Origin of the sequence: Sutcliffiella horikoshii (assembly GCF_019931755.1) — a bacterium.
GTDB classification, from domain to species: Bacteria; Bacillota; Bacilli; order Bacillales; family Bacillaceae_I; genus Sutcliffiella_A; species Sutcliffiella_A horikoshii_E.
This window is the reverse complement of record NZ_CP082918.1, coordinates 468,793-494,432: the sequence shown is the minus strand read 5'-3', so window position 1 is coordinate 494,432 and position 25,640 is coordinate 468,793. Positions and strand designations below refer to the sequence as shown.

The window sequence follows — 25,640 nt, the reverse complement described above, 5'->3', positions numbered from 1 at the left end:
TTGTTTGAGGTGGCTATGGGGAAGAGTGATTGGATGATGAGGACCTCTCCTCAACCTTTTTCCATTCAAACAGGTCTTCATCCACCTTATGAAGACTTCCCTCCCTCCTTTTCCGCTGTGAACATGTCTTCACTTTTACAGTAATGATCGTGTCATCAACAACCACATGGGTATTTGGTATCCCCGGAATTGTCTTTATTAAACGTCCCAGGTATCGTCTATTCTTTCATCCATATTTCCCTCATGATTACTCATATCTTTTAAGGTCTTCATCGCATTTGAGGCAATTGATTTCTTGGTGGTTTCATCTGCACCTGTCACTTCAAGCATGTTTAAAATATCGCTGAATTTCTTTACCAATAAAATATCAGCATATAATGGGATGAATTCTTTTTCGTTTTTATGAAGCGTCCTAATCCGCTCATAGCCCTCCACTACCGAGTCGTAAACATCCTCTGGATAACTAAGCTTAACAACTGCCAAGTCATGAATTCTATAACCAAAACCACAGTGATCGAAGTCAAAAAGAGAGAAGCCACTTGTTTTACTAAAATAAAGATTAGAAGGGTTTGGATCTCCATGAATGAGTCCAAAGGTTTCCTTGTCTTTAAGGAGGCGATTCAACCCTTCCATTAATTTTCCGGCCGCATCCCGGTAAAAATCAAGATTGCCAAGACCGAACAAATTGGCATATACTTCGATTTGGTTAAGCGGTTCTGCAATAAGCTCTTTGACATTCAAATAATACCGGGAAAATTCACTTCTAAAGGCATTGGACTCACCATGTAATTTTCCAATCACTTCACCAAAAGCAAGAGCTTGACTCTCTGTAAGATCCGGCTCAATTGGTTTTCCTTTCGCAAAAGGAAACAAGGCAACGTATCTGATTTCATTTTCCAATCGGATGGAGCAAAGCTTTACATTTTTGGAATGCAAATATGTAAGGAAATCTAATTCAAAATGAATATTTTCTTGATTATGAATATAGCTTTTTTCATTAAGATATACTCGCAAAATATACTTCTCGTCCCCTGTATTAACCACATAATGATCATTGAAACTCCTTCTGAGGAACGTACAAGAGATTGGACCTGCCAAATCATATAATGAAGCAAGCGCAGCTTCAAGCGTCTCTTCTTTCAAAATTCTATTTGATTGTTGCATCGTTTACCCCCAGTTATAGGAACGTAATTCTCCGTAGATTTAATACGAAACAACTTGAAAATATGTTTCAATGTGAAATAGCCTCACTTTAATTGCTCGGAGAATTCCAGCTTTCAATAACCCCAAGTGCTTCCTCTACACTATTTACTCCTACAATCTCAATACCAAGATTGAAATCTTTCTTTGCTTTCAATGCCTCTTTCAGGTTCCCATGAGGGACAATGACGTGCGTGTGCCCATCCCTGGCAGCAGTTTGGATTTTTTCTTTTACATGGCCTATTTCTCTTACTTTACCTCTTTTGTTAATAGCGCCTGTCACCCCTATCCCAAGATTATTAGTCTCTTTTTTCTCATGTAAAATGGATGACAACACCAACGCTAATCCAGCACTATTTCCATCAAGGTCCTCTCTATTAAGGAATTCATTTATTTCAGAGTTAGTGTCACTTAAGTAATGTTGTACACTATCCCTCATATCTTCCACCGAATTCTCCTTCAAGTTTAAAAGCTCAAAAATCCCATCATTCTTACTCCGATAGCGAATATTATTAGTAGCAGTTATATTTTCAAATCTGTCTGCTTCATTATAAAAGTGTAATGTCGCTCCCTTTCCAAGCTCAGCACTTCCAACTCCCAAAACATAAACGCCAGTGTTAGGTACCACTTCTTCTGACGGTTGATAAAAAAGTACAATTGACTCGGTTTCGTCAAGAATGAATGTGGAAAACTCGTAATTAAAAAGAATAAAAGTCAATAAAGCTGAAAATAGAAAGGCTCGGCGCAACGCTTTTAATTTAAAGGTAACAAAAATGAACACTATGTTAGTTACCGTAAGTAACAGCAACAATAATGCAAAATCCATCCCAGTGAGATGATCAAACAAATATAAGTATAAAAATGTTAAATAGATAAAAATCGCACCTAAAAAAGGTTTTAAAATACTCGTTTTTTCCAAATTAATATCCCCTTTTGGCGGTTGTTAGTCTGTGATTATTAACCATTAACCCTTTCCGCCCTCTCCCCAGCATAATCAACTAATTTAACCAAACCCACAGCAATAGCCGAAAGGACACCATTAAACAAAGCTGCCAACCACAAAATATCTGTAAAACCAATTTTACTTGCATATAAAACACCTAAGAACATACAACCAAAGATCGTTACTAAAAAAGGAATCTTCTTCGCCACAGAACTAACAACTAAACTTAAAAACATGGATCCCGAACCCATAATGATAAAATGAATTCCGAAGATGAGCATAAACTCCATATCAAGTCTTCCTCCAATCAGATGGGATATATCACATTTATTCCCCTCTTAATTTATATCGAATGAATGCCCCAATTAGGCCACCCATCATTATGGAGATGCCTACCCCAATTCACTTCTTCGTTAAAAATTAGTTTATATCCTAATAGCCCCAATAACGTCCCTGCAATCCAGAACACTAAAAATATGCTTATATTCTTAATTATCGTCCACTCCCGTCAATAAAGTTCGCATATTTCATGAAAATCTATCTACTAACTTTTTCTATTTTTGTTGGGGTAATCCCTTTTAATCTCGCTAAATTTATTGGATTATTGTGGTAATATTAATGTTGAAGGGGATTTATATAACCTAGGGGGCTAATCTATGTTCAACAGGAGATATTTTGGGAAGGCTTTACTAATCGTTCTTCTTACTAGCTTAATAAGTAATTGGGTTATCATCGGGGCATTATTCATCGAAAGTCACGCCTCCGAAGAGTTTATGACTTCAATGGTCTACACTGTCCTGTTTTTCGCACCGTTTTTACATGTTATTACACTTATACTATCTTTTATTTTACTGTTGATAGGGGATACTCTCACAAAATCATGGACTACTCAATCCAGGGTGCTATTATTCAAGGTTTTACTTTACCTTGTTCCTGTTGGCATTATTATTTTGTGGATGGGAAACGGCTTTGTATTATTGGTTCCTTCCCTAATCTTGTTTTTCATGGAGATTGCACTAAAAAAGGTAACGACATTGCGCTACCTTGGATTTGCTACTTTAGCTTTATATATTCTGCACTTGCTACTTATTATATGTACACTCGGAATAATTGTATTAATCGCTGCTTCATCATAAAAAGAGAGTTGAATCTCACCCGGCCGTAATTGTAGTAATTGAGCACCATTCATCTATTCCAGGATGCTCTTTTTATAGTTGTTGATATTTGTGCACTCAAAAAACTTTACTTTAATCTAAGTTCTTCCCTCAGCACTTCTGCTTGAAACAAAGCTACCTTATCTGCATGTATGTCTCCGGGCTGGTTTCCTTTACCAATGACGTAACCCTTAAATTCCATTCCCATGAACTCAAAGATGTATTTAAATTGCTCGATCATTGGCAGTCCTTTGATAGAGGGATTGTCTCCTCCAACTGCAATGACGTACGCTTCTTTGTTTGACATGTCGGCTTTGAAGTTAGGAAAATTATTGTCACGCATCGAATGGGACCATCGATCAATGAAATTCTTCATTGTGCCTGACATGCTATACCAATAAATCGGCGTGGCAAAAACTAACGTATCATACTTCAGTACACGTTCTATAATATCGTTATAGTCATCATTCCTATTTTGAAATCCCTCGACATCGTGACGCATATCGATGATTGGGAGGAGATTGTGGTTGTTCAAGTATATCTCTTCTACCTCTATACCCTGAGTGGCGTGTTTGGTAAGGGTTTCAGTATTTCCAAGTGGACGGGTTCCCCCATATATTACAGCTATAGACATAATATATATCTTCCTTTCATTTCTGGATGAGTACATTTTATACTGAAGATAGGGGCGAGGCATAGGAAAGAGCAATATTATGTGTAATATAATTATGCGAATCTGCTTAAATTCCTTGTAGTTTGTATACTTCTCATCCTCCGGCAGTATTTATCCACGAACCTTTGGGTTTTATCCGCGACTATTCTGATTTATCCACTAACTTTTCGTTTTATCCACGACTTTGGCCAATACACCCTTCATTAGACACATAACGACAAACGCCGAGGCAGTCTGCACCTTCCCCGACGTTACACGTTAAAGCTTCTCCCAAACCGCATTCGTGTACGCAACCCGCAACCCAGCTCGCTCCATGTTCTTCTGGCTCACGCTGCCAAAAGTCGCTTGCCCAACTAAATAACGACAACCTCCCTCAACCGCTCGTTGCATCCGCTTTTGTATCAACGCCGTTTGAACACCTTTGTTTCTGAATTCAGGCACAGTAGCCGAAGCAGCCAAGGTTGCGACATCATTTTTAACATACAAAACACCTATTCCGGCTGGCTCCCCGCCTACATGCGCCAAATAAAAATTCCAATTGGCGCTCTCTCCAAGTACCTTGTTATTGGCGGTCACATAGTCCTTGAATGCTGCGGGCATCCCGAAACCTCTCGTATATAACTCACCAAAAATATCAAAGTTCTCAAGACTGATTTCTTCAATTTTAACAGCGGTGTCTGCACCACTAAGCGCTGGTTCTTCTGTCGGCAATGGGCGGTAAAGTGCCGTATGAAATCCACTTTGAAAATAGCCCAATGAACTAAGCTTCCTGAAAAGGTCAGTAGAGGCATTGCCTGGTGTCACTTCAAACCGAGCTGAAATCCCTTTGTTAGTATAAAAATCTACTATTTCATCCAAATCGTCTATATTCTCTCTGCTAATGCCTTTCACCGTATTGAACGATGGCCCCGGTATATTTTTCACAGAGAATGCCACGGCGTTCCCAAACCGCTTCACCTCAACACCCATGGCATTATCATTCATGCTTTTAACTCGAATCAGTCTGTCTTCGAGCGCTTCAATCTCTGACTGTTCCACGATTTTCATAAGGTCTTTTGTTAGGACTGACATGTGTTTACCTCAGGCGCAATCAGATCTGTATCCGGTGGGATATAGCCTAACAGGCGGCCAATTTTCACTATCTGCCCTTTATGATTAAATTCATGAGTGATGGTGTGTGTATAAAGCCAAAGTGTGCTGAAATCAGAGGTTTCACCGCTTTTGAAGGTATATGGAATGGTTTGTTCCCAGTTGCCTTGGTATTTCAGCAAAAACTCCTCCACAAGCTCGTCCGTTTTTCGGAAAAGTTCTCTCATATCTTCGACGTTTTTTATCGCGTTTGGATCTGTTTTAGCGATTGATTTTCCAAGACCATGCGTCCCCAGCCAAAAGTGATAGCAGGTCGCAATATGTACGTGAAGATCTCGGATTGAGTCCCCGCCGAAGCTTTCTATTTCCTTTAGATAATCTGCGTTAGACATGCCCTCACAATAACGAAATAGCGTCTCCCTTGTAAGTCTGATCCAATCATATTGACTTTGAAATAACTCCATTTTCCCATCTCCCTATTTTTTTAATGAAGGAATATTCCGTCTTTAGTTAATAGTAGCATACAGGTGGGGAGATGGTAATAATTTCTACAGTTTAATGAATGATGGAATTTGCAACATTCACTAGTGATTCTGCTTTTACATATGGTTTAGATAGAGCACGAATATATTCAATCATGTAGTAATTTCCTTCGTATTCAAACTTTAGCTTGGAGATAGACGCATGTTCTTTGCCCTCAATGAATTTACCGATTATTCCACCTTCTAGTGAAACCTGTTTTGTAATATTTAGAGGTAAAACTTCATGCTCTTTTTGCGCTAACCAGATTACTAAAACATCCATATTACTTGAATCAACATATTCAAGTTCTAAAGTCCCTTTGAAGTAACCTCTGTCAATATATCTTCCAAAAGAATGTGTTGGATTGAAAGGTAAGGTATCAGGTATTTTAAGTATCAAATTGAACTCCTTCTCGTATTGAGTTGTAGCTTTTTCAATGGTGGTAAAGCCAGAATTTAAATAGCTTGAGGTTATAATATCGACATCGGTGTTTAGGGGCTGAAGAGGTGCAAACATTAGCAAGCTAAATAAAAGGAGTTTAATCATTTGTGCGGCTCCATTCTAGTGTTTTTATTGGTAGTTTAACTTTGAATGTGGCCAGGTATTCAAAAAAGGCATGTCCCCTTTTAATCTCCTCCTGGTTATAAACAATTCCTAAATCCTATATTTGTAAATATAAACAAGAAAAACAACATTATGCTGTTCTTCGTATATTTATTTTGCCTTACATAAAGTTCGTGCCAAAACAGGGTGAGTTGATGCCGAAATACTTAGAGTTCGTGCCAAAAACAGCCAAGTTCGTTCCAAAATGCCCTTAGTTGATGCCAAAACCCTTTTGTAACAGGCACGGTGACCCAAATGGGCCGCCGTGCCTGTCCCCTCAACCCACCAGTGTTTAAAACTCATCATTTAGGGGAAATTAAAATCACTTTGACTATTACATATTTAGGAGGTACTGCCTTTGAAGAAGTTATTTGGTGTGTTGCAGAAAGTCGGGAAGGCGTTAATGCTTCCGGTAGCACTTCTACCGGCGGCGGGGATTTTGTTAGCACTTGGGGCTGCATTGAAAGAGGAAAATTTGCTGGAGTTGATGCCGTTCCTTGGGGCGGATTGGATTCAGTTAGTGGCGAGCGTCATGGATGCTGCCGGAGGAATTGTATTTAGTAACCTCCCTGTGCTCTTTGCCGTTGGGGTCGCAGTTGGACTAGCTGGTGGTGAGGGGGTTGCCGCACTTGCCGCAATCATTGGATACCTCATTATGAATGCGACCATGGGTGTTGTGCTCGGCGTGGATGACGGGATGCTTGATGACCCGGCATACGCCAATGTTCTTGGAATTAACACGCTTCAGAGTGGCGTGTTCGGTGGGGTAATTGTTGGGATACTCGGGGCCTTTATGTACAATAAGTACTACAATATTGAGCTGCCGTCTTACCTTGGATTCTTCGCCGGTAAGCGATTCGTTCCGATTGCAACTGCTGCTTCTGCCGTTGTGCTTGGAATTGTAATGTCTTTTGTATGGCCGCCGATTCAAAGTGGATTGAACACACTTTCAGAAAGTATGATTAACACCAACTTAACGTTGTCTGCCTTTATTTTCGGTGTGATTGAACGGGCTTTAATACCGTTCGGACTGCATCATATTTTCTACTCACCGTTCTGGTTTGAATTTGGTTCCTATACGAACGAAGCCGGGAACATTGTCCGTGGTGACCAAGCGATATTCTTTGCTCAGCTACGTGACGGTATTGAACCAACTGCGGGAACATTCATGACTGGTAAATTCCCGTTCATGATGTTTGGACTTCCTGCTGCGGCGCTTGCGATCTACCATACAGCTCGTCCTGAAAAGAAAAAAGTGGTTGGCGGAATCATGGCGTCAGCTGCCCTTACTTCTTTTTTAACAGGGATTACAGAACCAATTGAGTTCTCGTTCCTGTTTGTCGCACCAGTGTTATTTGCGATTCACACTGTTTTTGCTGGACTGTCTTTCATGGTGATGCATATTTTAGATGTAAAAATAGGGATGACCTTCTCAGGTGGGGTCATTGACTACCTGCTGTTCGGAGTTGTGCCGAACCGAACCGCCTGGTGGCTGGTAATTCCAGTCGGTCTTGTGTTCTCAGTCATATACTATTTCGGTTTCCGCTTTGCAATCCAGAAATTCAACCTTGCAACTCCTGGTCGTGAGGAAGTGGACGAGGATGAAGATGGAGCCTCTCCGACAACTGCCGGTGACTTACCACACGATGTGTTGGAGGCCATGGGTGGCAAGCAGAACATCTCGCACTTGGATGCTTGTATCACAAGGCTTCGCGTATCAGTAAATGAGATTTCCATGGTAGATAAAGCTCGCTTAAAAAAACTTGGTGCCTCTGGCGTTCTAGAAGTCGGCAACAACATCCAAGCCATTTTTGGTCCCAAATCAGATACACTAAAATCACAAATCAAAGACATTATGGATGGCAAAACTCCTCGTCCTGCTAAAACGGACACAAACAAAGAAGTCGAGCAGCAAATTGAAGAGATCAATCCGGATGCGATGCAGACCAAATCCACAGAAGGCGGGTTTATTGCTCCTATCAAAGGGGAAATCAAACCGCTTGATGATGTGCCAGATCAAGTTTTTTCTGGAAAAATGATGGGTGACGGCTTTGCGATTGAGCCTTCAGAAGGACTTGTCGTCTCTCCTGTTGACGGGAAAATTGTAAACCTTTTCCCTACCAAACATGCGATTGGAATTGAGTCCAACGAAGGACATGAAATCCTGATCCACGTAGGGATTGATACCGTCAATCTTAAAGGGGAAGGATTTGAAGCACTCGTTGCTCAGGGTGACTCCATTACCAAGGGTCAAGAGCTCCTTAAGTTTGATATGGACTTCATCAGGAAGAACGCCCCTTCATTGATAACGCCGATTGTGTTCACAAACTTGAAGGATGATGAAAAGGTGAAGTTGAATAAGCAAGGGGAAGTGGCTTTAAAAGAAGAAGGAATTGTGGAGATATCTAAAGGTTAGTTAAGAGGGGATGCTCGGGATTGCAACTATCGCAACCGAGCATTCCTTGTTTATTTTACAGATGGCGGTGTATCATGAAATGCTGGAGGTGCAGGACTAAGTATTGGTTTGCCACCCCACGCACCTGGCATACTTAAGTATTGGAAATTCGCTAAACCATCTGGCGCAGGGCCACTTGCCCAGTTACCCTTGCTGCTTTCTTCTCCTTCCGATAAAGCAATAAACGTATGGGACACTTCCGATTTTTCCTTTGTCGTTGGGAATGTACTTGGCACGATTACCCCTTCTTGTGCTTCTAGCTCTTGAATTGCGGCCAACCACTGGTTTTGATGCATTCTATCCCTAGCAATGAGGAACGACAACATGTCCCGTACTCCTCGGTCGGTCGTCTGTTCGTATAATCTGACTGCTTGCAGACGACCTTGTGTTTCGGCGTTCAGGTTCGCCCTGAAGTCGGCGAGGAGGTTTCCACTGGCAATGACATAACCCCCATTCCACGGTACACCCACACTATTGACAGGCATTGCCCCTAGCCCCGAGACAATGGCATGTTGCGGGTTCATCCCACCCATAATTGCAGCCATTACAGGATTATTTTGCGCCGCTTCTTCCTGAGCCTTTACTGGCGCATTATCGAGCAGTCGTGCAATCATCGTGGCAAGCATTTCAATATGGGCAAGCTCTTCAGTCCCAGTATCCATCAATAAATCACGGTACTTATCATGCCTCCTTGTACCCCACCCTTGAAACAAGTATTGAACAGCAACTGAAATCTCTCCAAACTGCCCTCCCAAAATCTCCTGCAACCTTGCGGCAAATATGGGATCTGGCTTATCCGGTTTTGCCTCATATTGTAATTCCTTCATATGAAAAAACAAAACATCTCCACCCTTCTTTAATTCTTCACATCTTATATATACTGACAATGGTTTGTACATCATTCTAACCTTTGCATGATACAATAAAATAAAGAATCTTTAAGGGAGGATAAATGATGGAAAAGCACAAAATCTATACGATGAGTTTTGCAAGTGTATACCCACACTATGTTACGAAGGCAGAGAAAAAAGGCCGTACGAAAGAAGAAGTCGATGAGATAATTCGTTGGTTGACAGGGTACACCCAAGAGGATTTAGAAGCAGTATTAGAAAATAAAACGGACTTTGAAACCTTCTATGCCGAAGCACCGAAAATGAACACTTCTAGGAACTTGATCAAAGGAGTCGTCTGCGGCGTACGAGTAGAAAACATTGAAGAACCAACTATGAGAGAAATCCGATACTTGGATAAGCTCATAGATGAGTTAGCTAAGGGAAAAGCGATGGAGAAGATTTTACGGATGGGCTAAGGGGACAGGCACCTCGACCCACCATTTTCTGTAAACTTCTTGTCGCGAATTTAGGCTTTCAAGCACCTTAAAATTCGACAAGAGGACGTGGAATTTCCCTCATTGGAAAAAAGGCAATTTCCCACCATACCTTTTTCAAAAGTTAATTTAGATTTTTTCGCTGAACCCCTTCTCTACCAAGGGGTTATTTTTTTCTTTAACAAACGTTTGTTTAAAAAAACCTATACCAGAATAAAGGTTTCCCGGGAAATTTGTCGTTTTGACATGAATAATGGCAGGTTTGTGAATTATACCACTACACCTTTTTGAAAAGTTAATCTCAAAAAATTCATTTTCTCCCTACAGCCCCATAGCTTTGAATTTTTCTTAATCATACGTTTGTTTAAAAATTTCTATAGTAGAATAAAAAAAGGACAATCCCTTTTCCAACAGAGGTTGTCCTTTTCTTCTCAACTCACGTCCATAATGAAATCCGTCGACTCAAATATCAACAAGCTAATTAGGATAATGATGAGAGGCAAAATGATTCCGACAAGGCTGCATATTAAGCCCGCCTTCGCATACCCTCTTCCTGATTGATCCGTTTTGTGAATCTCATTCAACCCAATCACAGCTAGGACAAATCCTGGAACTGCAAAAAGCATGCTCAAAAAACTAATAACACAACAAACTATCGATATAATACCAAGAATCAATGAAATAATAGCATTACTATTTAGCTTTCCCGTCTGGGGATGTGTAACAGATTCATTCATTTTTTTGCACCTACCATTCTAATCCACTGAATGTTAGAAACTCTTACTGCATTATAGCTCTCCTCAGCTACAACACGCCACAACTTTTCTACTATCCTTTTCCCTAATCCAGATATCTCCATGCCTAATTTCATCATTTATTTTTGCTTCGGGTTTTAGGGACAGGCACCCTTGGCCCACTTTAACTCGTCCCTAACTCAGTAATGGCCATAAATAAAAACAAAATCCCTAAAAAGTAATCAGTCCTATAGACCTTCTTTTCCTCTCGGTGATAGTGCGATTCTACACCGTTCATAATATTCAAGAGTCCAACTACAAGAAAGCCATATCCTAGAAACGTGCTATTAAAATCATCCCTATATCCTAGAATGAATAGAGCAATCATTGTTATAAGTAAGATAATTCTAATTGCTACTACCGGCTTCGAACTTTTCGTCCGTTTTACTTTTTCAAAAAACAATCCCACTTTAAACCACTCCTATTACCTTCACCCTCTTATGATTGACCTCTCTAGTAGTATTACGAAATTGATTAGGAAAAAGTTCCATGCTTGTCCTTTAATGGGGTACTAGTTGCTGGGATCATGGGGAATTTTCTCTGTTACCGTTTCTCTTATTGCAAGCTGGTTTTGGGCGTAGAGAGGCGCTCTCTACTACCGTTTTTCTTCTTACATGCTGGTTCCGGGCTTAGAGAGGCCCTCTCTGTTACCATTTTCCCTCCTAGCACCGAGATTCGGGCGCAGAAGTACACTTTTTAAATGATTTAGCTCTAGTTAACATTGGATTTATCCCCCAAAGTCTTTACAAGGTTAATTTCTTCTAATATCGCTTCCCGATCATCTGCCCTGAATACCACTTTATCCACTTTTTTCTTTATCCCGTATGACCCTTTCATCTCCACCGGCTCTTTCAAGGTAAGTTCATAATGCGGGGTATCTAGTTTCAATAAAGAGTAATACATACTTTTAGGAATTTTTATCCCTAACTCGATTTCTTTAGCCCGGTTGATTTGCTTAATGTTGGCGATATCTAAAGTAATGCTACTTTGAAAACCCAATCTAATAATCAACTTTTCTTGCGTAATCAAATGCGGGAGGTATTTTGCTGAATTATAAAACCCTACCAAATATAGAATTCCGTAGACATTCAATGTGGTAAAGATCCAGGCTATAACTTCATTCCACTTCTGCAAAAGATAATGAAACAGCACACCTTCTCCAATAATCAGAATAGAAAAGACGATAATAAAAGTTTTCATCTCCGAGCTTCTATGATAAGTAAATGCTTTACCGTTCTGGTCAGCTGTTCTAGATTTCCCAAACCAAACTAGTAATGAATAATAAAAAACATTGAGCTCCGTAATAACAAACTCTATTAAAAATGACTTACCTAACTTCTGCTCCAATACTTCCCTTATATTACTGATGAAATCTTCCCTACTCTTATGTTTCAAACCAATAATACTTTTTATCACACTAAAAATAATGTATGTTACAATGCATGCTTCTAGTGCTATCACTAACCAGAACAGGTCGCTTAAATATGACCTACTCCAAAGTAGTAATAGCCCTAGAGCAAGTAACAGAATGATTTTTCTAATCTTCATAACCCCGCTTTAATAGAGAATATTAGTAACTACACCCTACGCCTAGCATAGTCAGGAAAAATCCGATCACCAATAAAATCAGTGTTGCCTTAGCAAAGTTCCTCAAGCTTTCGTTGTGATCACCAAATGCCAGAACCAATAGAACGACGAACCCAACAAATGGGATTGCGATAAGAATTAAAACAACAATCCATGTCCCAAGTGTTACCTCACTCGTATCCCAGCTATGGCGAGTTCGAGTGGGACCGCGGCTATCAAAATCAGGTTTTTTGTAGTTATAATCATTGTAATCCAATGACATTCTCCTCTCATTCTCGAAGACTAATTGAATATCTCTAACCAAGCCGGATAATCAAATTGTCCTTGTGAAATTTGAAAGAAACTTCCATAGACCCCTACATGGGTAATACCGTGTTCCCCTGCAACTACTGGAGTGTAGGCAGAAAAGAGCAAGAAGTTCACGCGTTCCACTTTCATTTCCATCCCATCCGGAAGCTTTTCATAAGATGGCTCACCTGTCATCTCAAGGTACTCTTTCTCGCTGGGGTTAGTAAGTACAGCAACCACCAGCAAGGTAAACACTAAAAAAAATAAACTATATTTCTTCACTTACATCACATCCCAAAACGACTAAAGTGCCTTCTCAATCCCTCACCTAAAATATTGAACGTCAAAATAACATACATGATTGCAAACGCTGCAGCAGCTGGAATCCACACGGCTGTATAGATATCTTTACGGGCATCTCCTAAAATGGTCGGCCAGTTGAAGCTTGTGTTGACTAGGTCATACATTCCTCCAGGTGGAACCTCCACAAATTGCATCGTAATGAAAATTGAGAAAATCCCGAGCTGGCCGATGATTAGCGCCACTCTTCCGATATCAAAGCAAAAATTAACAAGCATGGTTGGCAGCAACGTCGGCAGGAAGTGATTCTTGGCAATTCCGAAGTTTGATAGACCAACCGTTCTCGCAGCATCGACATACGGTTTATTTTTTACATGAATTAATTGATCTCGGATTGTCACGCCCACGCGCCCCACTTCCACCAATGCTATGCTGAAAATAACAATCCAGAACCTATTTTCCGCATAAATCAAAAGTGGTAAATTAAAGGCTAGGATAGCGAAAAAAATCACCGGCATGCTGGAGAAAATCTGATCCCACACATTAAGGACGTTTGAGATTACGCGCCCCCCGATCGATGCAATCGCACCAAGCACCACGCCGACAACATAACGAATACTTGTAATTAGAAAAATGAGCAATAATGTATCTTTGGCCCCCATGACAAGAAGACTTACCATGTTTCTGCCTTCATGGTCAGAGCCAAGTGGGAAGTCGGCTGATGGAGGGAATGGCGCTGAAACGATGCCTCCAGCCTCCGGAAAAATTAATCGGTTGCCTTCCAATCCCTCTTTTACATATGAAAAAGAGGAGCCGAATGCCGCCACCAAAATTAACACAAAAAGAAAAAATCCTCCGGTCCAAAGCGCTGTGTTATTCCGCATCCCTTACGCTCCCTTCTGGCTGAGTTTTGTCAGCATAATCATTTTTACAATATGAACGACAAGCACCGTTGCTATAAAGCAAATTGCGAAACCAAAAACGAGTCCGGCTTCAATATCTGCAGTGCCGAAACCAACCGTGTTCTGCCTTCCACCTAATGCTACAAACATCCTGTTCCCCGCCCCAGCATAGCCAGTCAAGTACTCCACCATCAACATATTCGAAATTACAACCATCATGATGGTCGGCAGGTGGGCGATCAAGTCAAGCGCACTGTTTCTCAAAATATGGCGGTTGATGACCTGCCTGACTTTAAATCCTTTCGCAAATGCCGTGCGGATATAGTCCTGGCCATCTTGATTCAATAGTGACACACACGTCATGCGCGCGACATACATCGTTGGATAAATCGAAACGAGTAAAGCCGGCGCGGCAAAGCTGTACCAGTTCTTATTGCTGAAGATCATCCCCATCGGCAAGTAATAGAATGCTAGATAAAACGCGATAATCACCACGAAAAAGTCAGGAATGGACTGAAAAAGCCACGTCGTTCCGTTCCCCAGCAGATTCTTTTTCGTATATGTATTGCGGTAATCAAAAATCCCCTTTAATACACCGAAAATAATACTGACCACAAATCCAATCACGATGATAAGTAAGCTTTTCGGATAGTACCGAATTAGTTCTTTTTCCACGGAAGTCTCTGAGAACATGGTTCCCCCTAAACTCTGGTGTTCCCAAATATGCTGAAAGAACTGAGTGATGTTTGTTTTATACACTTCGAAAAATAGAGAAAGTTGAAACCCTTGAAATGCCCCATCTTCTAGATTCATAGGAATTTCCCCATAGTACCCCCCTCTAGGAAAAAATATGAGCAGGATGGTGAAAATCAATGCCAAAATAACAGAAACGGACAACTTTAGTGATTCTTTCTTTAGTTCCATTGGATCCCCCTTTTTTTAACATTCAGTCTTTTCTCTCTGCAATATAGTTTTTGTCTTCCAACTCGTAAAGGATGATACTCTCGGTGTGTTTGTATGGGGTTACCCTGGTGGGCAATAGACGGATGGAGTGGAAGGAAGGTTTCACCATGCCTATGGTTTGACTATGTTTCTTTTACTTCTAAACAAACTGGCAGTCGCACCAACTATGATTGCGATAGAAAGTTTTAAAAGAAAGTTTGTTGACAACCCTTCCCTCACATATCCTTTTACCTTTTGAAAAATCGTTGCTTCCGGCACCCAGTCGATTACATATCCAACACCAAAAATGCCGGGGAGTGATAGAACGATGTAGACAATGAAAGTGATGATGAAGAAAAGCTTCCAGGACATCCGACTTCCTCCTTTTAGTTGCAATATTCCATCTCCAATTATTTCAAAATAGTTTGGATTACTCAATTGTTTTTTGAAAATTTTGCTAAATTATAGTTGGATATTGTTTACAATTGATTATATTTAAGGAAAACTCTAAATAAAGTAACGAAAAAACGCTCCATCATTTTGGAGCGCCTTACGTACTGGTGTAGAGATGTGTTCTATTTGACTATTGTACCGCTGTGAACCGAGCTTCGGGCATATAGACAGGCTCTATGTGACCTTTCACATAATTCAGCCACCATTTCGGGCGTATAGACGCGTTCTATTTGACCGTTTCACACATTCAGTCACCGCTTCGGGCGTATAGACGCGTTCTATTTGACCTTTTCACCTATTTCACCACTGCTACGGGCGTATAGACGCCTTCTATTTGACCTTTCCACACATTCAACCACCGCTTCGGGCATATAGAATATACTTAGTCACAACTCTCGCTCAAACACCACCATATCCACCGCCTGAATCCCATCCTCAAAAATCGGTTCCGGATACCTCAAGAAGAAATCCTTCCTTATTTCCACCATCCTAAATCCTACTTTCTGATAGAACGCGAGATTGGCGATGCTGGAGCTGGCGGTGCCTACAATCATTTTGCGAAAACCCTGTTCACGAAAAATCTCAAAAGCCAGATTAATAACCTGTTTCCCTAGTCCGAACCCGCGAAACTGTGGATCCAACGCGATGTTTTTCAGCTCAATCACATCCTCGGAATCTTCCACAAACAAGGCCACACCAGCCACTGAGTCACCCCCAACAATAATCGCGAACATTTGCCCTTCCGCTATATACTCTTTCACCACGCTCTCGCTCTCATCCGCCATTACCAAATACGACAAGTACTTCAAGCGATCCGAACTCTCAACTAACTGCAACCGAACATTTATCTCTCCCATCACTCTACCTCCTAAATCCGCCTTCTGAATGAATAATCTGTCCTGTCACCCATTCTGCTTCTTCACTGACAAGAAACTTAATAGTCCGTGCCACGTCACTTGGCAACCCTACCCGTCCTGAAGGAAACATGCCGGAAAGACCTGACTTAATTTCCTCTGTCATCCAACCTGTATCGGTCGGACCTGGATTGATTGCATTGACCGTAATTCCAAGCCTCCCAACCTCTGCCGCAAGCGTTATCGTCATGGCATCAATGGCGCCTTTAGTCGTTGCATACGAAAGCTCGCCTGGCATTGGCCCGCGGAATTGACCGGATGTAAGGTTAACAATTCGTCCACCACTTCCAAAGTTGAACTGCTGAGCAAATCTACTGCTTAATAGAGTGGTAGCCCGGATGTTTACGAGATAATGCTTATCCAGATCCTCCGCTGTTATCGTGCTATAATCATCGTTGGTGGAGTAGGCCGCGTTATTCACGAGTATACTTGGCTCACCAAGTTCTTCCCTCACTTTTTGAAACAACACATCAGCCGCTTCCACTCTTGTGAGATCAAGCTCCATCAGCCCCACCGGAACACCGAATTCCTCCAGCTCTTCTTTTAAAAGTTGTGGTTCACTAGCTTCAGAACCCCATGGCATCTCTTCATCATAAGGCGTCCAATACGTAAAAAAGACGGGGTGTCCCGCTTTTGCCAACTCCCTGCACACGGCTGCTCCGATTCCTTTTAAACGGCTCGCGCCAGTTACTACTGCAATTCTATTCATAATATAACCCTCCAATTGTTAGGGTATAAACAAGTTCGGTCCGATAAAAGAGATGTTTTTCCCCATAAAAAAACAGGTGCACCAAAGGCACCTGTTTCAAGTGGGGTATCGACTCCACAACATGTGTATCCCTTTAATGAAATGATGGACGGACAGACTGATTCCTTGGCCGGAACTTCTGACTCTATCCAATTACTCAATTTTCATTAAAGGTTATTCCACATTGTTAGGATTTCGATTCCCCTTCCGTTCATCTCTTTCCTTTATGGTAAGAATTTCTAAGGGATCTGTCAAGGGTAATAACCTGTAATATTATTAGCGATTTCCTCTATAATGACGTTCGGGTCCTTGTGGGTTGTGTCGTACAAATGTGGCGCGTTTTCCTCTTTATTTTCCAGCAGATGGAGAAGCTCCAAAGATCGCGGGATCATGTCCGTGTCTCCGCGTTTGGTGATCCGCTCTATAAGCACTTCAGGGTCGGCACGCAGAACATAGTAGTGCAGCGTAATATCAAATCCTGTCTGACGAAGTTCCCTGAAAAACCATTCCATTTCATCCTCCACCACATAATCGATCACAACATCATAACCATTCCGTAAAAAGTTCTTGGTCAGGCTGCTTAGGTTCTGCCAGACGATGGAGAGTTTCTCTTCCCAGGGAGGCTGCTCCTCCCCTACAAACATGGCACTGATGAGGTCCCCCTCAATCAAAACTGCTTTCTCTAATTTGCATGCCAATCCCTTAGTAATGGTCGATTTTCCAACACCGCACGGCCCTGAAATGATATAGACGTATCTTGCCATGGCTACACCGTTTCCTCTAACAATTTAACCTTCTGGGTCAATGCGTTATTATGTATAATTTTTCTCAACTTAATCATCTCATGGTTGACTAGAAAGCTTTTCGGCAACAAGACCGCCTTATTTTTAGAAACATAGAATAAGAACATATTCTTTTGTTCATGTATGGAAAGGATATCATCCCACTCCCAAAACGCTTCTGCTTTACGGCGTTTCTGCTGAATACCATCCTCACTAATAGTCAAAAATACCTCATTTTGCATCAACTTGTCGCTTTTGTATTCTTTTGCAGAGCGAAAATTAATCACAATAGTTAGCATTAACTTAATGATACCCCACAGGATGAGAGCAGTAATCAAGGAAAAAAACCAACCAAAATCAAGCATCAACCAAATATACAAAAAGAAACCCAATAACAAGACAGTTAGTATAACCCTGTTCAATGACTGGATATGATAGCCCAAGAATTTTTTAAAAATTTCCTTACTAATTACTCCACTTACAGAAACTACTTCTTTCTTTTCTTCCAAAAAAAATCACTCCTCTGTTACAAGGATAACATGAATTACTATTGGTTTTAACGGTTTTGCCTGATGAACTAGCTGCCTACTCCATCGTTCCGTCATCAAAAAACCGCTTCTCACATCTTGGACATACATACGCGTAGGACAGTTCAATCTCCTTATCATACTTGAGTGGAAGCCGCTTTTTACAATTAGGACATCTCCAGAAAATAAGTGAAACGATAGTAAATATGACTACAATAATAATAGATAAATAGAACAACCACATACTTTCAAAAACCTGTCCTAGAAAACTGAAAAACATTCCTACAAACAACATCCACACAGCCGCATTTCTTATTTTTAACGGATTTAAGTACTTTCTCCACTTTCTCCCCACCGCGCTCACCCTTTATTGTAATGGTATCCAATCCGAATTCCTCTCTTCCCCATTAACAGGTTTGCGTTTAAAGAACCGTCCTTCTAACACACCTTTTTGATAGTTTCGCAGAGAAAGTTCGTTTGCACCGCCTTCATAGTCTGGATCACGGAATTGGATTTCATCGTCTTCCCAAAAGCAAATTTCACAAATTTCATACGTTCCAGGTGGTTCCTCCTCTAACGTTCTGTAACCACAACAGAGGCAATAATGTTTTTTCACTTTTTCATCACTTGTTCCTCTTTTGCTTTAAAATAAATACTTCTCTAATGAAAGCCCCCACAGTACCAGAAGCTCCAATGATGGATATCAAATTCATAACCTTTACAAAGGTATGAGGAGTATACACCACCACGATACTTTGTAAAATGATAAACAGGCAAAGAAGAGAAGACATCATAACAAAGTATTTAACGGTTGGCTCCTTTTTCTTAATCAATGATACCCACCTCACATTTTCTTAAATACGGTCAAACCCATATACTAATGAGCCCGAACATACACCCAGTAACAAGAAAAACCGTTGCAACTCTTATACTTCTGACACCTGAATTCACAAATTTTCTGGAGAGACCGAGCTCACCTTTAAGTCCTCTGAATCGCTTCCAGAACTTGAAGTAATGAAATGCTGCTAGAAGGAGAAACAATAATGCTAAAATGTCCAGTACTATGAACCAACTCAATTAAATCTCTCCCTCACAGTTTACTCTCCAAATCATATGATGATAGCCTTCGCCCCAATAGTTTTCTAGTAAATATGCAGGTTCACCAAATTTCTTCCTCCATATATTCTGCGCACGTGCATACCCGCTATCTAAGCAAAACTCACGAATCTCCTTGTTCCGCAGTGTTCGATACATATTTTCTAAAAGTAAATTCCCTACTCCCATCCTTTGGTAGTCAGGACCGACAAACACTGTACCCACTTCATGCAATTCCTTTAAAGCGTTATCCGTACATTTACAAATAAGATCGCTTGCTGCACCATGTTCTATCGTGCCAATGATCTTTTCTCTCTCTAAAGCCAGCAGAAAGAATCGATCCTCTCCATTGCTTGCTAAATCTTCCGTTAAGTAAGCTTTCTTGGACTCAATCTCTGCTTCTAAATCCTCTAACTGATCCCCTATACCTTCTTTGTTAAATGTATCTGTTATCACTGTTCTAAAAAATTGATGTAACTCATTAATATCTTCCTTTCTTGGCCTTCTTATCTCTACGTTAAGCACCCTTAAGCACCTTCTCTTATTTGTTTTTAATTTCTTCTAATAAAGATATTACCTTTTCATTTTGCTCTATTAGCGTATCATTCTGTTTTCTAATCCTGGCAAAGTCGAATAAAAATATAAAAACAGCGATGGTAATAATGATCAGCATTTCAGACACCTCTCCCCTTTATGCTTTGAAAATTTGTTTCTTATTTTAATACCTGCAACCACTCATGTGTTGGTTCATGGATGCTAATTGCTCGCTTAAGCCACAACGATTTCTGGAGTAAGTAGTCATCCTATACCCGGCTAGCCAGCAACAAACCCATTAAATCATCAACACTAGAAATGATGTAAGTGGGCTCAGCATCCCTTATTTCTTCTTGAGAACCGTACCCATACGTCACTCCGATAGAGTCAATCCCTGTATTCTTCGCCCCAATGATATCGTGCTTCCGATCTCCAATCATGACAAAGTCACGACGATTAAAATCAGTATAATTATCAAGTATGTATTGAATGATTTCCGTCTTAGATGACCTTGTTCCATCAAGGTTACTTCCGACAATCAGTTGAAAATACTCCTCTAACTCAAAGTACTTTATTATCTGCTCAGCAAAAATGGTAGGCTTCGAGGTTGCCACAACTAATACAAATCCGCTTTCCTTTAGTGCCTCTAAAAGCAACGATATATTAGGATAAAGGACATTTTCAAACATCCCCTTCTCCTTAAACCTTTCTCTATAAAAATCAATGGCACGTATTGATTCCTTTTCATCAAAACCATAATACTCCGCAAAAGAAACCTGGAGTGGTGGACCAATAAAAGTCTCTAGTCTATCGGTGTCAGGTTCCACTATGTCCATTTTCTCTAATGCATATTGAACCGATTTCGTGATTCCTTCTTTTGGGTCGGAAAGCGTTCCATCTAAATCGAATAGAATGATCTTGTATTCTGCCAAAAAAGCTCCCCCCTTGTTACTACTGGTTACCTCTTACTCACCCGTGAATGTCGTTTATCCGCCGCATTTAAAATAAATAGTATTGAAAAAAAGTTGATGAAAACTCCTACAGAAATCATTATCCAATTTGGCATTAGAAATAAATCTACTATTAAAAATGAAAGCAAAGGAGTAACTAATATTATGGTCATCCCTATGATAAATGACTTTTTCTCCGGGACTGCTTTGATTTTATCGAACATTTTTTCACCTTTCCCATTAAGTTTTGCAGCTCGCTATACCTGCACCATTCCTTCTTCCACAGCGAAAAAAAGGACTCTCCCAAAACCAAATAAAAATTAAGCGCTATCCTAGACTCCTGAATAGCGCAAAACCATGTTTTATAAAATCAATCAAATTTTGCAAAAGCTACTAAAGACCCTTTGTCACAAGATCCGAAGCCGTTTTTTTCATAAAAACGCCTTACATTCGTGGCTTCCTCTGTTAACAGAACTTTTTGCCGAACATGTTTGTATTTTTCTAGAATTTGCTGCACCAGTTGAGTAGCAATTCCTTGATTTTGATAAGCATTCAACACCAGAATGTCTTGGATATAGATAATGGTCAATCCATCCCCAACTACTCGAATCAACGCTACTAATTCGTCACCATTCCAAGCAGAAATAACTTCTAAAGACTGATAGATTGCTTGTTGAAGGACATCTAAGTCCTTGGTGTAAGCATACCACTCTACATCGTTGTATAACTTCTCTAATTGTTCTAACTTAATCGCTTTATCTCTACTAAATTTAATTTCCATTCCATTTCCCTCCTCAAAATAATTATTTTGAAGAGTTCATCCACCATTTAACCACTGTTATATACCTCCATTGCTTGCTTTAAGCGTATACACTATTATTTCGACTTTATTCAGCAAACACCTTCATAAATTACTCCAATCCCTATGAAGACCTGACCCATCCGTTTTTCCAGCCGGAGAGGTCTTCATAAATATAAAAGCTAATTAATCTTCTTTCAAACTATCCAACAACACGTATCCAAAAACCACTCCAGCTAAGGTTGCAAGATCTAAATGGATGATGTCCATCGCAAACGGCATATACCTAAATAGACCTGTAAGTGAAAGTACAGGAACCAAAGAAACATAAAGCGTAGAGAGTCCGACTGCGAGTAGCTTCATCCAATTCACTGACCATGCTTTTTCCTCTTGTATCTCTTTTATTAATTTAGGCAAGCGAAGGAGTATCCCAATTAAGATCGGGAATAACGCTGCAAATATCACTTGCGGCCAAAAATTATAGTTCATTTGCGCTTCATTCAGCAATTGCAGCTCATACCTTGAACCGGCATAGTATATAAATCCGATAACCACCGTCCAGAAAAAATACTTGAAAAAATTCTTCATCTCAAACCTCCTGTATTTTACTGGGCATTCCTTAGTATCTATACGAGGATTCAGTTGAAAAGTTTCACGTTATGCAGTTAAATTTTGGCTAGCATTATTTTCTTAGAAAAGCAAAATGGCCTGAGAATAGAATCCCAGGCCATTGTTCTACATTATTTATTGTTAGATACTCTTTAAAACATCAATCACTTTGCTAGGCTTTACACGTTTTGTATAGTCCGAGTCTACATCGGCAAATACGATTTTACCTGTTTGATCAATGACAAATGTAGCAGGTTTCGGAAGCTCCCAATCCTCATTGCCATTATGATCCGGAACGATCAAACCGGAACTTTTATATATCTCGACTAAATAATCTGGCATTTTGAAAAGCAAATTAAATTGTTCTGCAACTTGATTACCTTCATCACTAAGAACCAAGAATTCAAGTTCATTCTTTTCCTTTGTAGACATGGAAGCATCAGGCGTCTGTGGACTGATGGCGATTAAAGTGGAACCAGCGCTTTTAATAGCATCTAATTCTCGTTGGTAAGCTTTTAATTCAAGGTTGCAGTAAGGGCACCAGCCGCCTCGATAGAATGTCAGAATCACTGGTCCTTTCTCTAGCTCGTCCTTGATGGACACCATCTTGCCTGTTGCATCAGGAATGGTAAAATCCGGTACTCGCTCTCCTTCTTTTAGCCCCTGTGCCACTCCAGACTCCTCTAATTCTTTTGTTGCCTGTGCCATTAAACGCTGCTTTTCCTCCGGAGCCTTTTGTTTAAATACCTCTTTATAAGCTTTGATTTCTTCGAGCAATGTAGACATCCTTATCTTACCTCCTTATTTTTTGTTCAAAATAACCTTAACAAAAAAGTGTTTTCTTTACCTCTAATTTGCTTTTAGTAAGAAATCACACAAAAAACGCAGGTATTATCCTGCGTTAATTTTTGTTAGCTTATTACATTGTATCTTTGTATTTGGCAGCTAAAAGCTCTTTTACTTCTTTAAAACCGGAATCCATATTTCACACTTTACAGATGGTGATGCTAGATCTTTGCTTTTAATCGACAAGATTTCTGGTCCTTCTGTAACTTGATAGCTTGAAGATGGGAACCACTCAGAATAAATTTTTCCCCAAGTTTCCTGAAGGGTGTGAGGAAATGGTCCTGTTGTCTCAAATATCGCCCATGTTAGGGCAGGGACTTCAAGTTTTACAAAGCTTTCAGGATTCTCTTGCGTTGTTGCGACTCCAATATACTGATCCAACTCACCTTTCTCTTCCATCCGTCCTTCCGAGAAATTAGTAGATGCTTGAATCATACCCTTTGGTTCCACATTGGAGAGTTTTTGTAAATTAGATATCTTATCAGCATCTAAGGATTTCCACATATCTATGATTTCGGGATTTTCCCCTTGAAAAACGATGGGAACCCTTTTCATAATTCCAACGATGTTAAATGCTTCTTTCTGTTCTATTCGGTAATTCATTTCATTTCCTCCTCTAATTGATAATTGAAAGGTCATATGAGGATAGGCTTTTAGTTGCTGACCATTTTCTCTTGCTTCTGATGGTGTGATGCCGTGTAAATTGAAAAAGGCTCTAGTAAAAGAATCCGGTGAATTGTATCCATATTTTATTGCAACATCGATTACTTTCACCTTACTATCATGAAGCTCTTGAGCTGCCAAACTAAGTCGTCTGCGGCGTATATATTCTGATAACGTAATTCCTGCAAGGAAAGAAAACATTCTTTTAAAATGATATTCAGAACAATGAGCTATCCTTGCCACCACCTTAAAATCTATTTCATTAGTAAGGTTTTCCTCGATATACTTCATTGCAGTATTCATGTCCTTAAGCAAATCCATTAATATGACCCCCTTTCATCAATAGAATAACAGGAGTTTAATCTAGTCATCCGATATTTTGTGCACCATTTTGTAGGATTACAAATCACTCGTTTTAGGGCTAAACAGCTTCCACTGCCCTTCGGAAACAACTTCTACTTCCCCATCTATCACTTTGATAGCCGTCATGTCATCAATGGCATACGCTGGTCCTTGCATCCCTGCGGCCCACTTCTCTGCGACAGCCATGGTGTTTCCCGGCAACATCTCGTGGTCCAGATGCGGGAACATTGCAAAATCAACCAGCCCCAGCGTTTTATCTTCACCGTTTGGTGGAGTCCAGCCAACGAAGATTTCTCCAATATTAGGGGCCATTACCATGCTCCCCGCACTCATTCCCACATAAACTGCGTTCAGCGTCGGCAAGAGGTCTGCCAGCACGGATTCCTTCATCCAGTGGTAAAGGTAGAGGGCATCTCCGCCCGATACCAACAGGACGTCCGTCTCCCGGACCAGCGGCACCCAGCGGTCTTGGTCGATACTTGGCAGCGCTGTTAGCTCAAGCACGCCGACAGACTTCCAACCCAGATTGACCATGGGATTATCGGAACTACCTCTAATGAACTCCCAGGCTTTTACGCCAGGTCCAACCCAAGGGTGTCCGTACATAGCAGTAGGTATGCACAGGGCGTTGGATTCGGCAATTGGCTTGTCTAGCATGTCAACCAACGCGTCGTGAATACTTTTGTTATTGACCCCTGCAGATGTTAGCAATAATTTCATAACTACACTCCTTTTAAAATAAGCTCAACTGACTATCTTATAAATCCCTTTCCGATCACGAAGTTCACAACCATTTTTCTCAAATATCTTTATCATACTGGTATTGTTTACATCGGTGCTGCCGACATAATAGGTGGCATGGAATTGCTTGAGTAACTGCATACTGACTAGATGAATTTGCACTCCTACTCCCTTTCCCCTTCGATCAGGCACTACTCCGAAATAAAATAGTCTCCCTTCATCTTCCGTGCCCATTTCAATATGAGGGATACTTATGCCGGCAAAAGCTCCATCTTTTAAAAAATAATAGCAATGCTTGCGCCAATCCGCTCCTAATTCATTTTCTAGCGAACTCATAACCTGGGCTATAGGTTGCTTCGTGTTCTTGTTAGCACTTCCTGAACGGCAAAGCTCGTATAGTTTCGCGTACTCATGGTCATCTATTAACCCTTCTGCAAGGGAGTGTGACACCATTTGGTTATCCGTATTCTGCACTTCTTCTAGATCTCTTGTATACTCAACGATACTCGATATCTTGCCGAAATCCCTTTCAAGCAGCCAACTTTCATATTGTTCATCCATCAGTAAAGATAGATAGCCAATCTCTAGTCGTTTCCATTCCTCTATAATTTTCATCAATTCGCGTATGTATGACTCTGTTGAAACATCTTTCTTTTTAACTTGATCCACTAGCCAATATTCCTGTTGGTTTTTGATGATATTATATAAGTTCAAAATGTTTCCTCCGTTACTTCATCCTGTAATTATTTTTTCGGTATAATCCGAAAGGTATTAAAGCATTGATACTCTACCTCTCTTAATGACATCTAAAATTATTATTAATTAATCGATGCAAGT

General features: G+C 40.5%; 34 protein-coding genes. 3 read left to right on the top strand and 31 right to left on the bottom strand.

The genetic code is table 11. The annotated features are described in order from the left end of the window. Positions 1–198: 198 nt before the first annotated feature. The 3 genes from K7887_RS02625 to K7887_RS02615 all read right to left on the bottom strand — a co-directional run bounded on the left by K7887_RS02625 (position 199) and on the right by K7887_RS02615 (position 2,433). Positions 199–1,164: a phosphotransferase enzyme family protein gene (locus K7887_RS02625; protein ID WP_223492044.1), complete on the bottom strand. Its 966-nt coding sequence runs from the start codon at positions 1,162–1,164 to the stop codon at positions 199–201. Positions 1,165–1,252: 88 nt separating this feature from the next. Further along, a complete protein-coding gene (locus K7887_RS02620) occupies positions 1,253–2,119 on the bottom strand; it encodes a S16 family serine protease (protein ID WP_223492043.1) in 867 nt (288 codons plus the stop codon). Between the two features lie 38 nt (positions 2,120–2,157). Further along, on the bottom strand, positions 2,158–2,433 hold the full coding sequence (locus K7887_RS02615; RefSeq protein WP_223492042.1) for a hypothetical protein: 276 nt from the start codon (positions 2,431–2,433) through the stop codon (positions 2,158–2,160). A gap of 366 nt (positions 2,434–2,799) precedes the next feature. Here K7887_RS02615 and K7887_RS02610 point away from each other — a divergent pair, with 366 nt between their 5' ends. Continuing rightward, the gene (locus K7887_RS02610) at positions 2,800–3,279 is read left to right on the top strand and encodes a hypothetical protein (RefSeq protein ID WP_223492041.1); all 480 of its coding nucleotides are present in this window, start codon (positions 2,800–2,802) and stop codon (positions 3,277–3,279) included. 106 nt (positions 3,280–3,385) lie between these two features. Here K7887_RS02610 and K7887_RS02605 read toward each other — a convergent pair whose 3' ends face one another. From K7887_RS02605 to K7887_RS02590, 4 genes are all read right to left on the bottom strand, one after another. Beyond that, positions 3,386–3,931, bottom strand: coding sequence for a flavodoxin family protein (locus tag K7887_RS02605; protein WP_223492040.1), 546 nt, complete (start codon positions 3,929–3,931; stop codon positions 3,386–3,388). Positions 3,932–4,228: 297 nt separating this feature from the next. Then, entirely contained in the window at positions 4,229–5,041 is an 813-nt protein-coding gene (locus tag K7887_RS02600) for a GNAT family N-acetyltransferase (protein WP_223492039.1), read from the bottom strand. After that, positions 5,029–5,523: a DinB family protein gene (locus K7887_RS02595; protein ID WP_223492038.1), complete on the bottom strand. Its 495-nt coding sequence runs from the start codon at positions 5,521–5,523 to the stop codon at positions 5,029–5,031. Before K7887_RS02595 ends, K7887_RS02600 begins: the two co-directional genes overlap by 13 nt. A gap of 91 nt (positions 5,524–5,614) precedes the next feature. Next, the gene (locus tag K7887_RS02590) at positions 5,615–6,127 is read right to left on the bottom strand and encodes a hypothetical protein (protein WP_223492037.1); all 513 of its coding nucleotides are present in this window, start codon (positions 6,125–6,127) and stop codon (positions 5,615–5,617) included. Positions 6,128–6,542: 415 nt separating this feature from the next. Here K7887_RS02590 and ptsG point away from each other — a divergent pair, with 415 nt between their 5' ends. Continuing rightward, positions 6,543–8,600 carry a glucose-specific PTS transporter subunit IIBC gene (ptsG, locus tag K7887_RS02585; protein WP_223492036.1) on the top strand — a complete coding sequence of 686 codons (2,058 nt, stop codon included), beginning with the start codon at positions 6,543–6,545 and terminating at the stop codon, positions 8,598–8,600. Positions 8,601–8,650: 50 nt separating this feature from the next. On the opposite strand, the gene K7887_RS02580 is transcribed toward ptsG, so the two are convergent. Next, a complete protein-coding gene (locus tag K7887_RS02580) occupies positions 8,651–9,478 on the bottom strand; it encodes a manganese catalase (RefSeq protein ID WP_223492035.1) in 828 nt (275 codons plus the stop codon). Positions 9,479–9,594: 116 nt separating this feature from the next. Between K7887_RS02580 and K7887_RS02575 the strand changes: the two genes are divergently transcribed. After that, on the top strand, positions 9,595–9,948 hold the full coding sequence (locus K7887_RS02575; protein ID WP_223493563.1) for a DUF2200 domain-containing protein: 354 nt from the start codon (positions 9,595–9,597) through the stop codon (positions 9,946–9,948). 449 nt (positions 9,949–10,397) lie between these two features. On the opposite strand, the gene K7887_RS02570 is transcribed toward K7887_RS02575, so the two are convergent. The 23 genes from K7887_RS02570 to K7887_RS02460 form a co-directional block, all read right to left on the bottom strand. After that, positions 10,398–10,703, bottom strand: coding sequence for a DUF4190 domain-containing protein (locus K7887_RS02570; protein WP_223492034.1), 306 nt, complete (start codon positions 10,701–10,703; stop codon positions 10,398–10,400). A 181-nt stretch (positions 10,704–10,884) separates the two neighbouring features. Further along, positions 10,885–11,169, bottom strand: coding sequence for a hypothetical protein (locus tag K7887_RS02565; RefSeq protein WP_223492033.1), 285 nt, complete (start codon positions 11,167–11,169; stop codon positions 10,885–10,887). Positions 11,170–11,471: 302 nt separating this feature from the next. After that, the gene (locus tag K7887_RS02560) at positions 11,472–12,308 is read right to left on the bottom strand and encodes a hypothetical protein (RefSeq protein ID WP_223492032.1); all 837 of its coding nucleotides are present in this window, start codon (positions 12,306–12,308) and stop codon (positions 11,472–11,474) included. Between the two features lie 22 nt (positions 12,309–12,330). Further along, positions 12,331–12,603, bottom strand: a complete 273-nt coding sequence (locus K7887_RS02555) for a hypothetical protein (protein ID WP_223492031.1) — start codon at positions 12,601–12,603, stop codon at positions 12,331–12,333. Between the two features lie 26 nt (positions 12,604–12,629). After that, positions 12,630–12,917, bottom strand: a complete 288-nt coding sequence (locus K7887_RS02550; protein WP_223492030.1) for a hypothetical protein — start codon at positions 12,915–12,917, stop codon at positions 12,630–12,632. Between the two features lie 5 nt (positions 12,918–12,922). Beyond that, positions 12,923–13,819: an ABC transporter permease gene (locus K7887_RS02545; RefSeq protein WP_223492029.1), complete on the bottom strand. Its 897-nt coding sequence runs from the start codon at positions 13,817–13,819 to the stop codon at positions 12,923–12,925. 3 nt (positions 13,820–13,822) lie between these two features. Further along, on the bottom strand, positions 13,823–14,761 hold the full coding sequence (locus K7887_RS02540) for an ABC transporter permease subunit (RefSeq protein ID WP_223492028.1): 939 nt from the start codon (positions 14,759–14,761) through the stop codon (positions 13,823–13,825). Between the two features lie 150 nt (positions 14,762–14,911). Continuing rightward, entirely contained in the window at positions 14,912–15,151 is a 240-nt protein-coding gene (locus K7887_RS02535; protein ID WP_223492027.1) for a hypothetical protein, read from the bottom strand. 467 nt (positions 15,152–15,618) lie between these two features. Beyond that, positions 15,619–16,089: a GNAT family N-acetyltransferase gene (locus K7887_RS02530; RefSeq protein ID WP_223492026.1), complete on the bottom strand. Its 471-nt coding sequence runs from the start codon at positions 16,087–16,089 to the stop codon at positions 15,619–15,621. Positions 16,090–16,093: 4 nt separating this feature from the next. Beyond that, positions 16,094–16,855 carry an SDR family oxidoreductase gene (locus tag K7887_RS02525; protein ID WP_399209085.1) on the bottom strand — a complete coding sequence of 254 codons (762 nt, stop codon included), beginning with the start codon at positions 16,853–16,855 and terminating at the stop codon, positions 16,094–16,096. 290 nt (positions 16,856–17,145) lie between these two features. Next, positions 17,146–17,658: a P-loop nucleotide/nucleoside kinase family protein gene (locus tag K7887_RS02520; RefSeq protein WP_223492024.1), complete on the bottom strand. Its 513-nt coding sequence runs from the start codon at positions 17,656–17,658 to the stop codon at positions 17,146–17,148. A 2-nt stretch (positions 17,659–17,660) separates the two neighbouring features. Further along, positions 17,661–18,185: a YcxB family protein gene (locus tag K7887_RS02515; RefSeq protein ID WP_223492023.1), complete on the bottom strand. Its 525-nt coding sequence runs from the start codon at positions 18,183–18,185 to the stop codon at positions 17,661–17,663. A 385-nt stretch (positions 18,186–18,570) separates the two neighbouring features. Next, positions 18,571–18,819 (bottom strand): CPCC family cysteine-rich protein, encoded by a 249-nt coding sequence (locus K7887_RS02510; RefSeq protein WP_223492022.1) that lies wholly within the window; start codon positions 18,817–18,819, stop codon positions 18,571–18,573. Between the two features lie 7 nt (positions 18,820–18,826). After that, a complete protein-coding gene (locus tag K7887_RS02505; RefSeq protein WP_223492021.1) occupies positions 18,827–19,036 on the bottom strand; it encodes a hypothetical protein in 210 nt (69 codons plus the stop codon). A gap of 244 nt (positions 19,037–19,280) precedes the next feature. Further along, on the bottom strand, positions 19,281–19,823 hold the full coding sequence (locus tag K7887_RS02500) for a GNAT family N-acetyltransferase (RefSeq protein ID WP_223492020.1): 543 nt from the start codon (positions 19,821–19,823) through the stop codon (positions 19,281–19,283). A 16-nt stretch (positions 19,824–19,839) separates the two neighbouring features. Next, positions 19,840–19,980: a hypothetical protein gene (locus K7887_RS02495; RefSeq protein ID WP_223493736.1), complete on the bottom strand. Its 141-nt coding sequence runs from the start codon at positions 19,978–19,980 to the stop codon at positions 19,840–19,842. 121 nt (positions 19,981–20,101) lie between these two features. Beyond that, positions 20,102–20,764, bottom strand: a complete 663-nt coding sequence (locus K7887_RS02490) for an HAD family hydrolase (protein ID WP_223492019.1) — start codon at positions 20,762–20,764, stop codon at positions 20,102–20,104. A 388-nt stretch (positions 20,765–21,152) separates the two neighbouring features. Continuing rightward, entirely contained in the window at positions 21,153–21,563 is a 411-nt protein-coding gene (locus K7887_RS02485; protein ID WP_223492018.1) for a GNAT family N-acetyltransferase, read from the bottom strand. 204 nt (positions 21,564–21,767) lie between these two features. Continuing rightward, positions 21,768–22,169: a hypothetical protein gene (locus K7887_RS02480; protein ID WP_223492017.1), complete on the bottom strand. Its 402-nt coding sequence runs from the start codon at positions 22,167–22,169 to the stop codon at positions 21,768–21,770. A gap of 162 nt (positions 22,170–22,331) precedes the next feature. Beyond that, positions 22,332–22,976: a peroxiredoxin-like family protein gene (locus K7887_RS02475; protein WP_223492016.1), complete on the bottom strand. Its 645-nt coding sequence runs from the start codon at positions 22,974–22,976 to the stop codon at positions 22,332–22,334. 171 nt (positions 22,977–23,147) lie between these two features. Then, positions 23,148–24,020 carry an AraC family transcriptional regulator gene (locus tag K7887_RS02470; RefSeq protein WP_223492015.1) on the bottom strand — a complete coding sequence of 291 codons (873 nt, stop codon included), beginning with the start codon at positions 24,018–24,020 and terminating at the stop codon, positions 23,148–23,150. A 78-nt stretch (positions 24,021–24,098) separates the two neighbouring features. Further along, positions 24,099–24,782 (bottom strand): Type 1 glutamine amidotransferase-like domain-containing protein, encoded by a 684-nt coding sequence (locus tag K7887_RS02465; protein WP_223492014.1) that lies wholly within the window; start codon positions 24,780–24,782, stop codon positions 24,099–24,101. A gap of 24 nt (positions 24,783–24,806) precedes the next feature. Further along, the gene (locus tag K7887_RS02460) at positions 24,807–25,517 is read right to left on the bottom strand and encodes a GNAT family N-acetyltransferase (protein ID WP_223492013.1); all 711 of its coding nucleotides are present in this window, start codon (positions 25,515–25,517) and stop codon (positions 24,807–24,809) included. Positions 25,518–25,640: the final 123 nt, after the last annotated feature.

Excerpts from the sequence above, each read along its gene's own strand:
- K7887_RS02625 (WP_223492044.1), bottom strand. The coding sequence starts at position 1,164 with ATGCAACAATCAAATAGAATTTTGAAAGAAGAGACGCTTGAAGCTGCG.
- K7887_RS02615 (WP_223492042.1), bottom strand. The coding sequence starts at position 2,433 with ATGGAGTTTATGCTCATCTTCGGAATTCATTTTATCATTATGGGTTCG.
- K7887_RS02610 (WP_223492041.1), top strand. The coding sequence starts at position 2,800 with ATGTTCAACAGGAGATATTTTGGGAAGGCTTTACTAATCGTTCTTCTT.
- K7887_RS02605 (WP_223492040.1), bottom strand. The coding sequence starts at position 3,931 with ATGTCTATAGCTGTAATATATGGGGGAACCCGTCCACTTGGAAATACT.
- K7887_RS02600 (WP_223492039.1), bottom strand. The coding sequence starts at position 5,041 with ATGTCAGTCCTAACAAAAGACCTTATGAAAATCGTGGAACAGTCAGAG.
- K7887_RS02595 (WP_223492038.1), bottom strand. The coding sequence starts at position 5,523 with ATGGAGTTATTTCAAAGTCAATATGATTGGATCAGACTTACAAGGGAG.
- K7887_RS02590 (WP_223492037.1), bottom strand. The coding sequence starts at position 6,127 with ATGATTAAACTCCTTTTATTTAGCTTGCTAATGTTTGCACCTCTTCAG.
- K7887_RS02575 (WP_223493563.1), top strand. The coding sequence starts at position 9,595 with ATGGAAAAGCACAAAATCTATACGATGAGTTTTGCAAGTGTATACCCA.
- K7887_RS02570 (WP_223492034.1), bottom strand. The coding sequence starts at position 10,703 with ATGAATGAATCTGTTACACATCCCCAGACGGGAAAGCTAAATAGTAAT.
- K7887_RS02560 (WP_223492032.1), bottom strand. The coding sequence starts at position 12,308 with ATGAAGATTAGAAAAATCATTCTGTTACTTGCTCTAGGGCTATTACTA.
- K7887_RS02545 (WP_223492029.1), bottom strand. The coding sequence starts at position 13,819 with ATGCGGAATAACACAGCGCTTTGGACCGGAGGATTTTTTCTTTTTGTG.
- K7887_RS02540 (WP_223492028.1), bottom strand. The coding sequence starts at position 14,761 with ATGGAACTAAAGAAAGAATCACTAAAGTTGTCCGTTTCTGTTATTTTG.
- K7887_RS02535 (WP_223492027.1), bottom strand. The coding sequence starts at position 15,151 with ATGTCCTGGAAGCTTTTCTTCATCATCACTTTCATTGTCTACATCGTT.
- K7887_RS02530 (WP_223492026.1), bottom strand. The coding sequence starts at position 16,089 with ATGGGAGAGATAAATGTTCGGTTGCAGTTAGTTGAGAGTTCGGATCGC.
- K7887_RS02525 (WP_399209085.1), bottom strand. The coding sequence starts at position 16,855 with ATGAATAGAATTGCAGTAGTAACTGGCGCGAGCCGTTTAAAAGGAATC.
- K7887_RS02520 (WP_223492024.1), bottom strand. The coding sequence starts at position 17,658 with ATGGCAAGATACGTCTATATCATTTCAGGGCCGTGCGGTGTTGGAAAA.
- K7887_RS02485 (WP_223492018.1), bottom strand. The coding sequence starts at position 21,563 with ATGGAAATTAAATTTAGTAGAGATAAAGCGATTAAGTTAGAACAATTA.
- K7887_RS02480 (WP_223492017.1), bottom strand. The coding sequence starts at position 22,169 with ATGAAGAATTTTTTCAAGTATTTTTTCTGGACGGTGGTTATCGGATTT.
- K7887_RS02475 (WP_223492016.1), bottom strand. The coding sequence starts at position 22,976 with ATGTCTACATTGCTCGAAGAAATCAAAGCTTATAAAGAGGTATTTAAA.
- K7887_RS02470 (WP_223492015.1), bottom strand. The coding sequence starts at position 24,020 with ATGGATTTGCTTAAGGACATGAATACTGCAATGAAGTATATCGAGGAA.
- K7887_RS02465 (WP_223492014.1), bottom strand. The coding sequence starts at position 24,782 with ATGAAATTATTGCTAACATCTGCAGGGGTCAATAACAAAAGTATTCAC.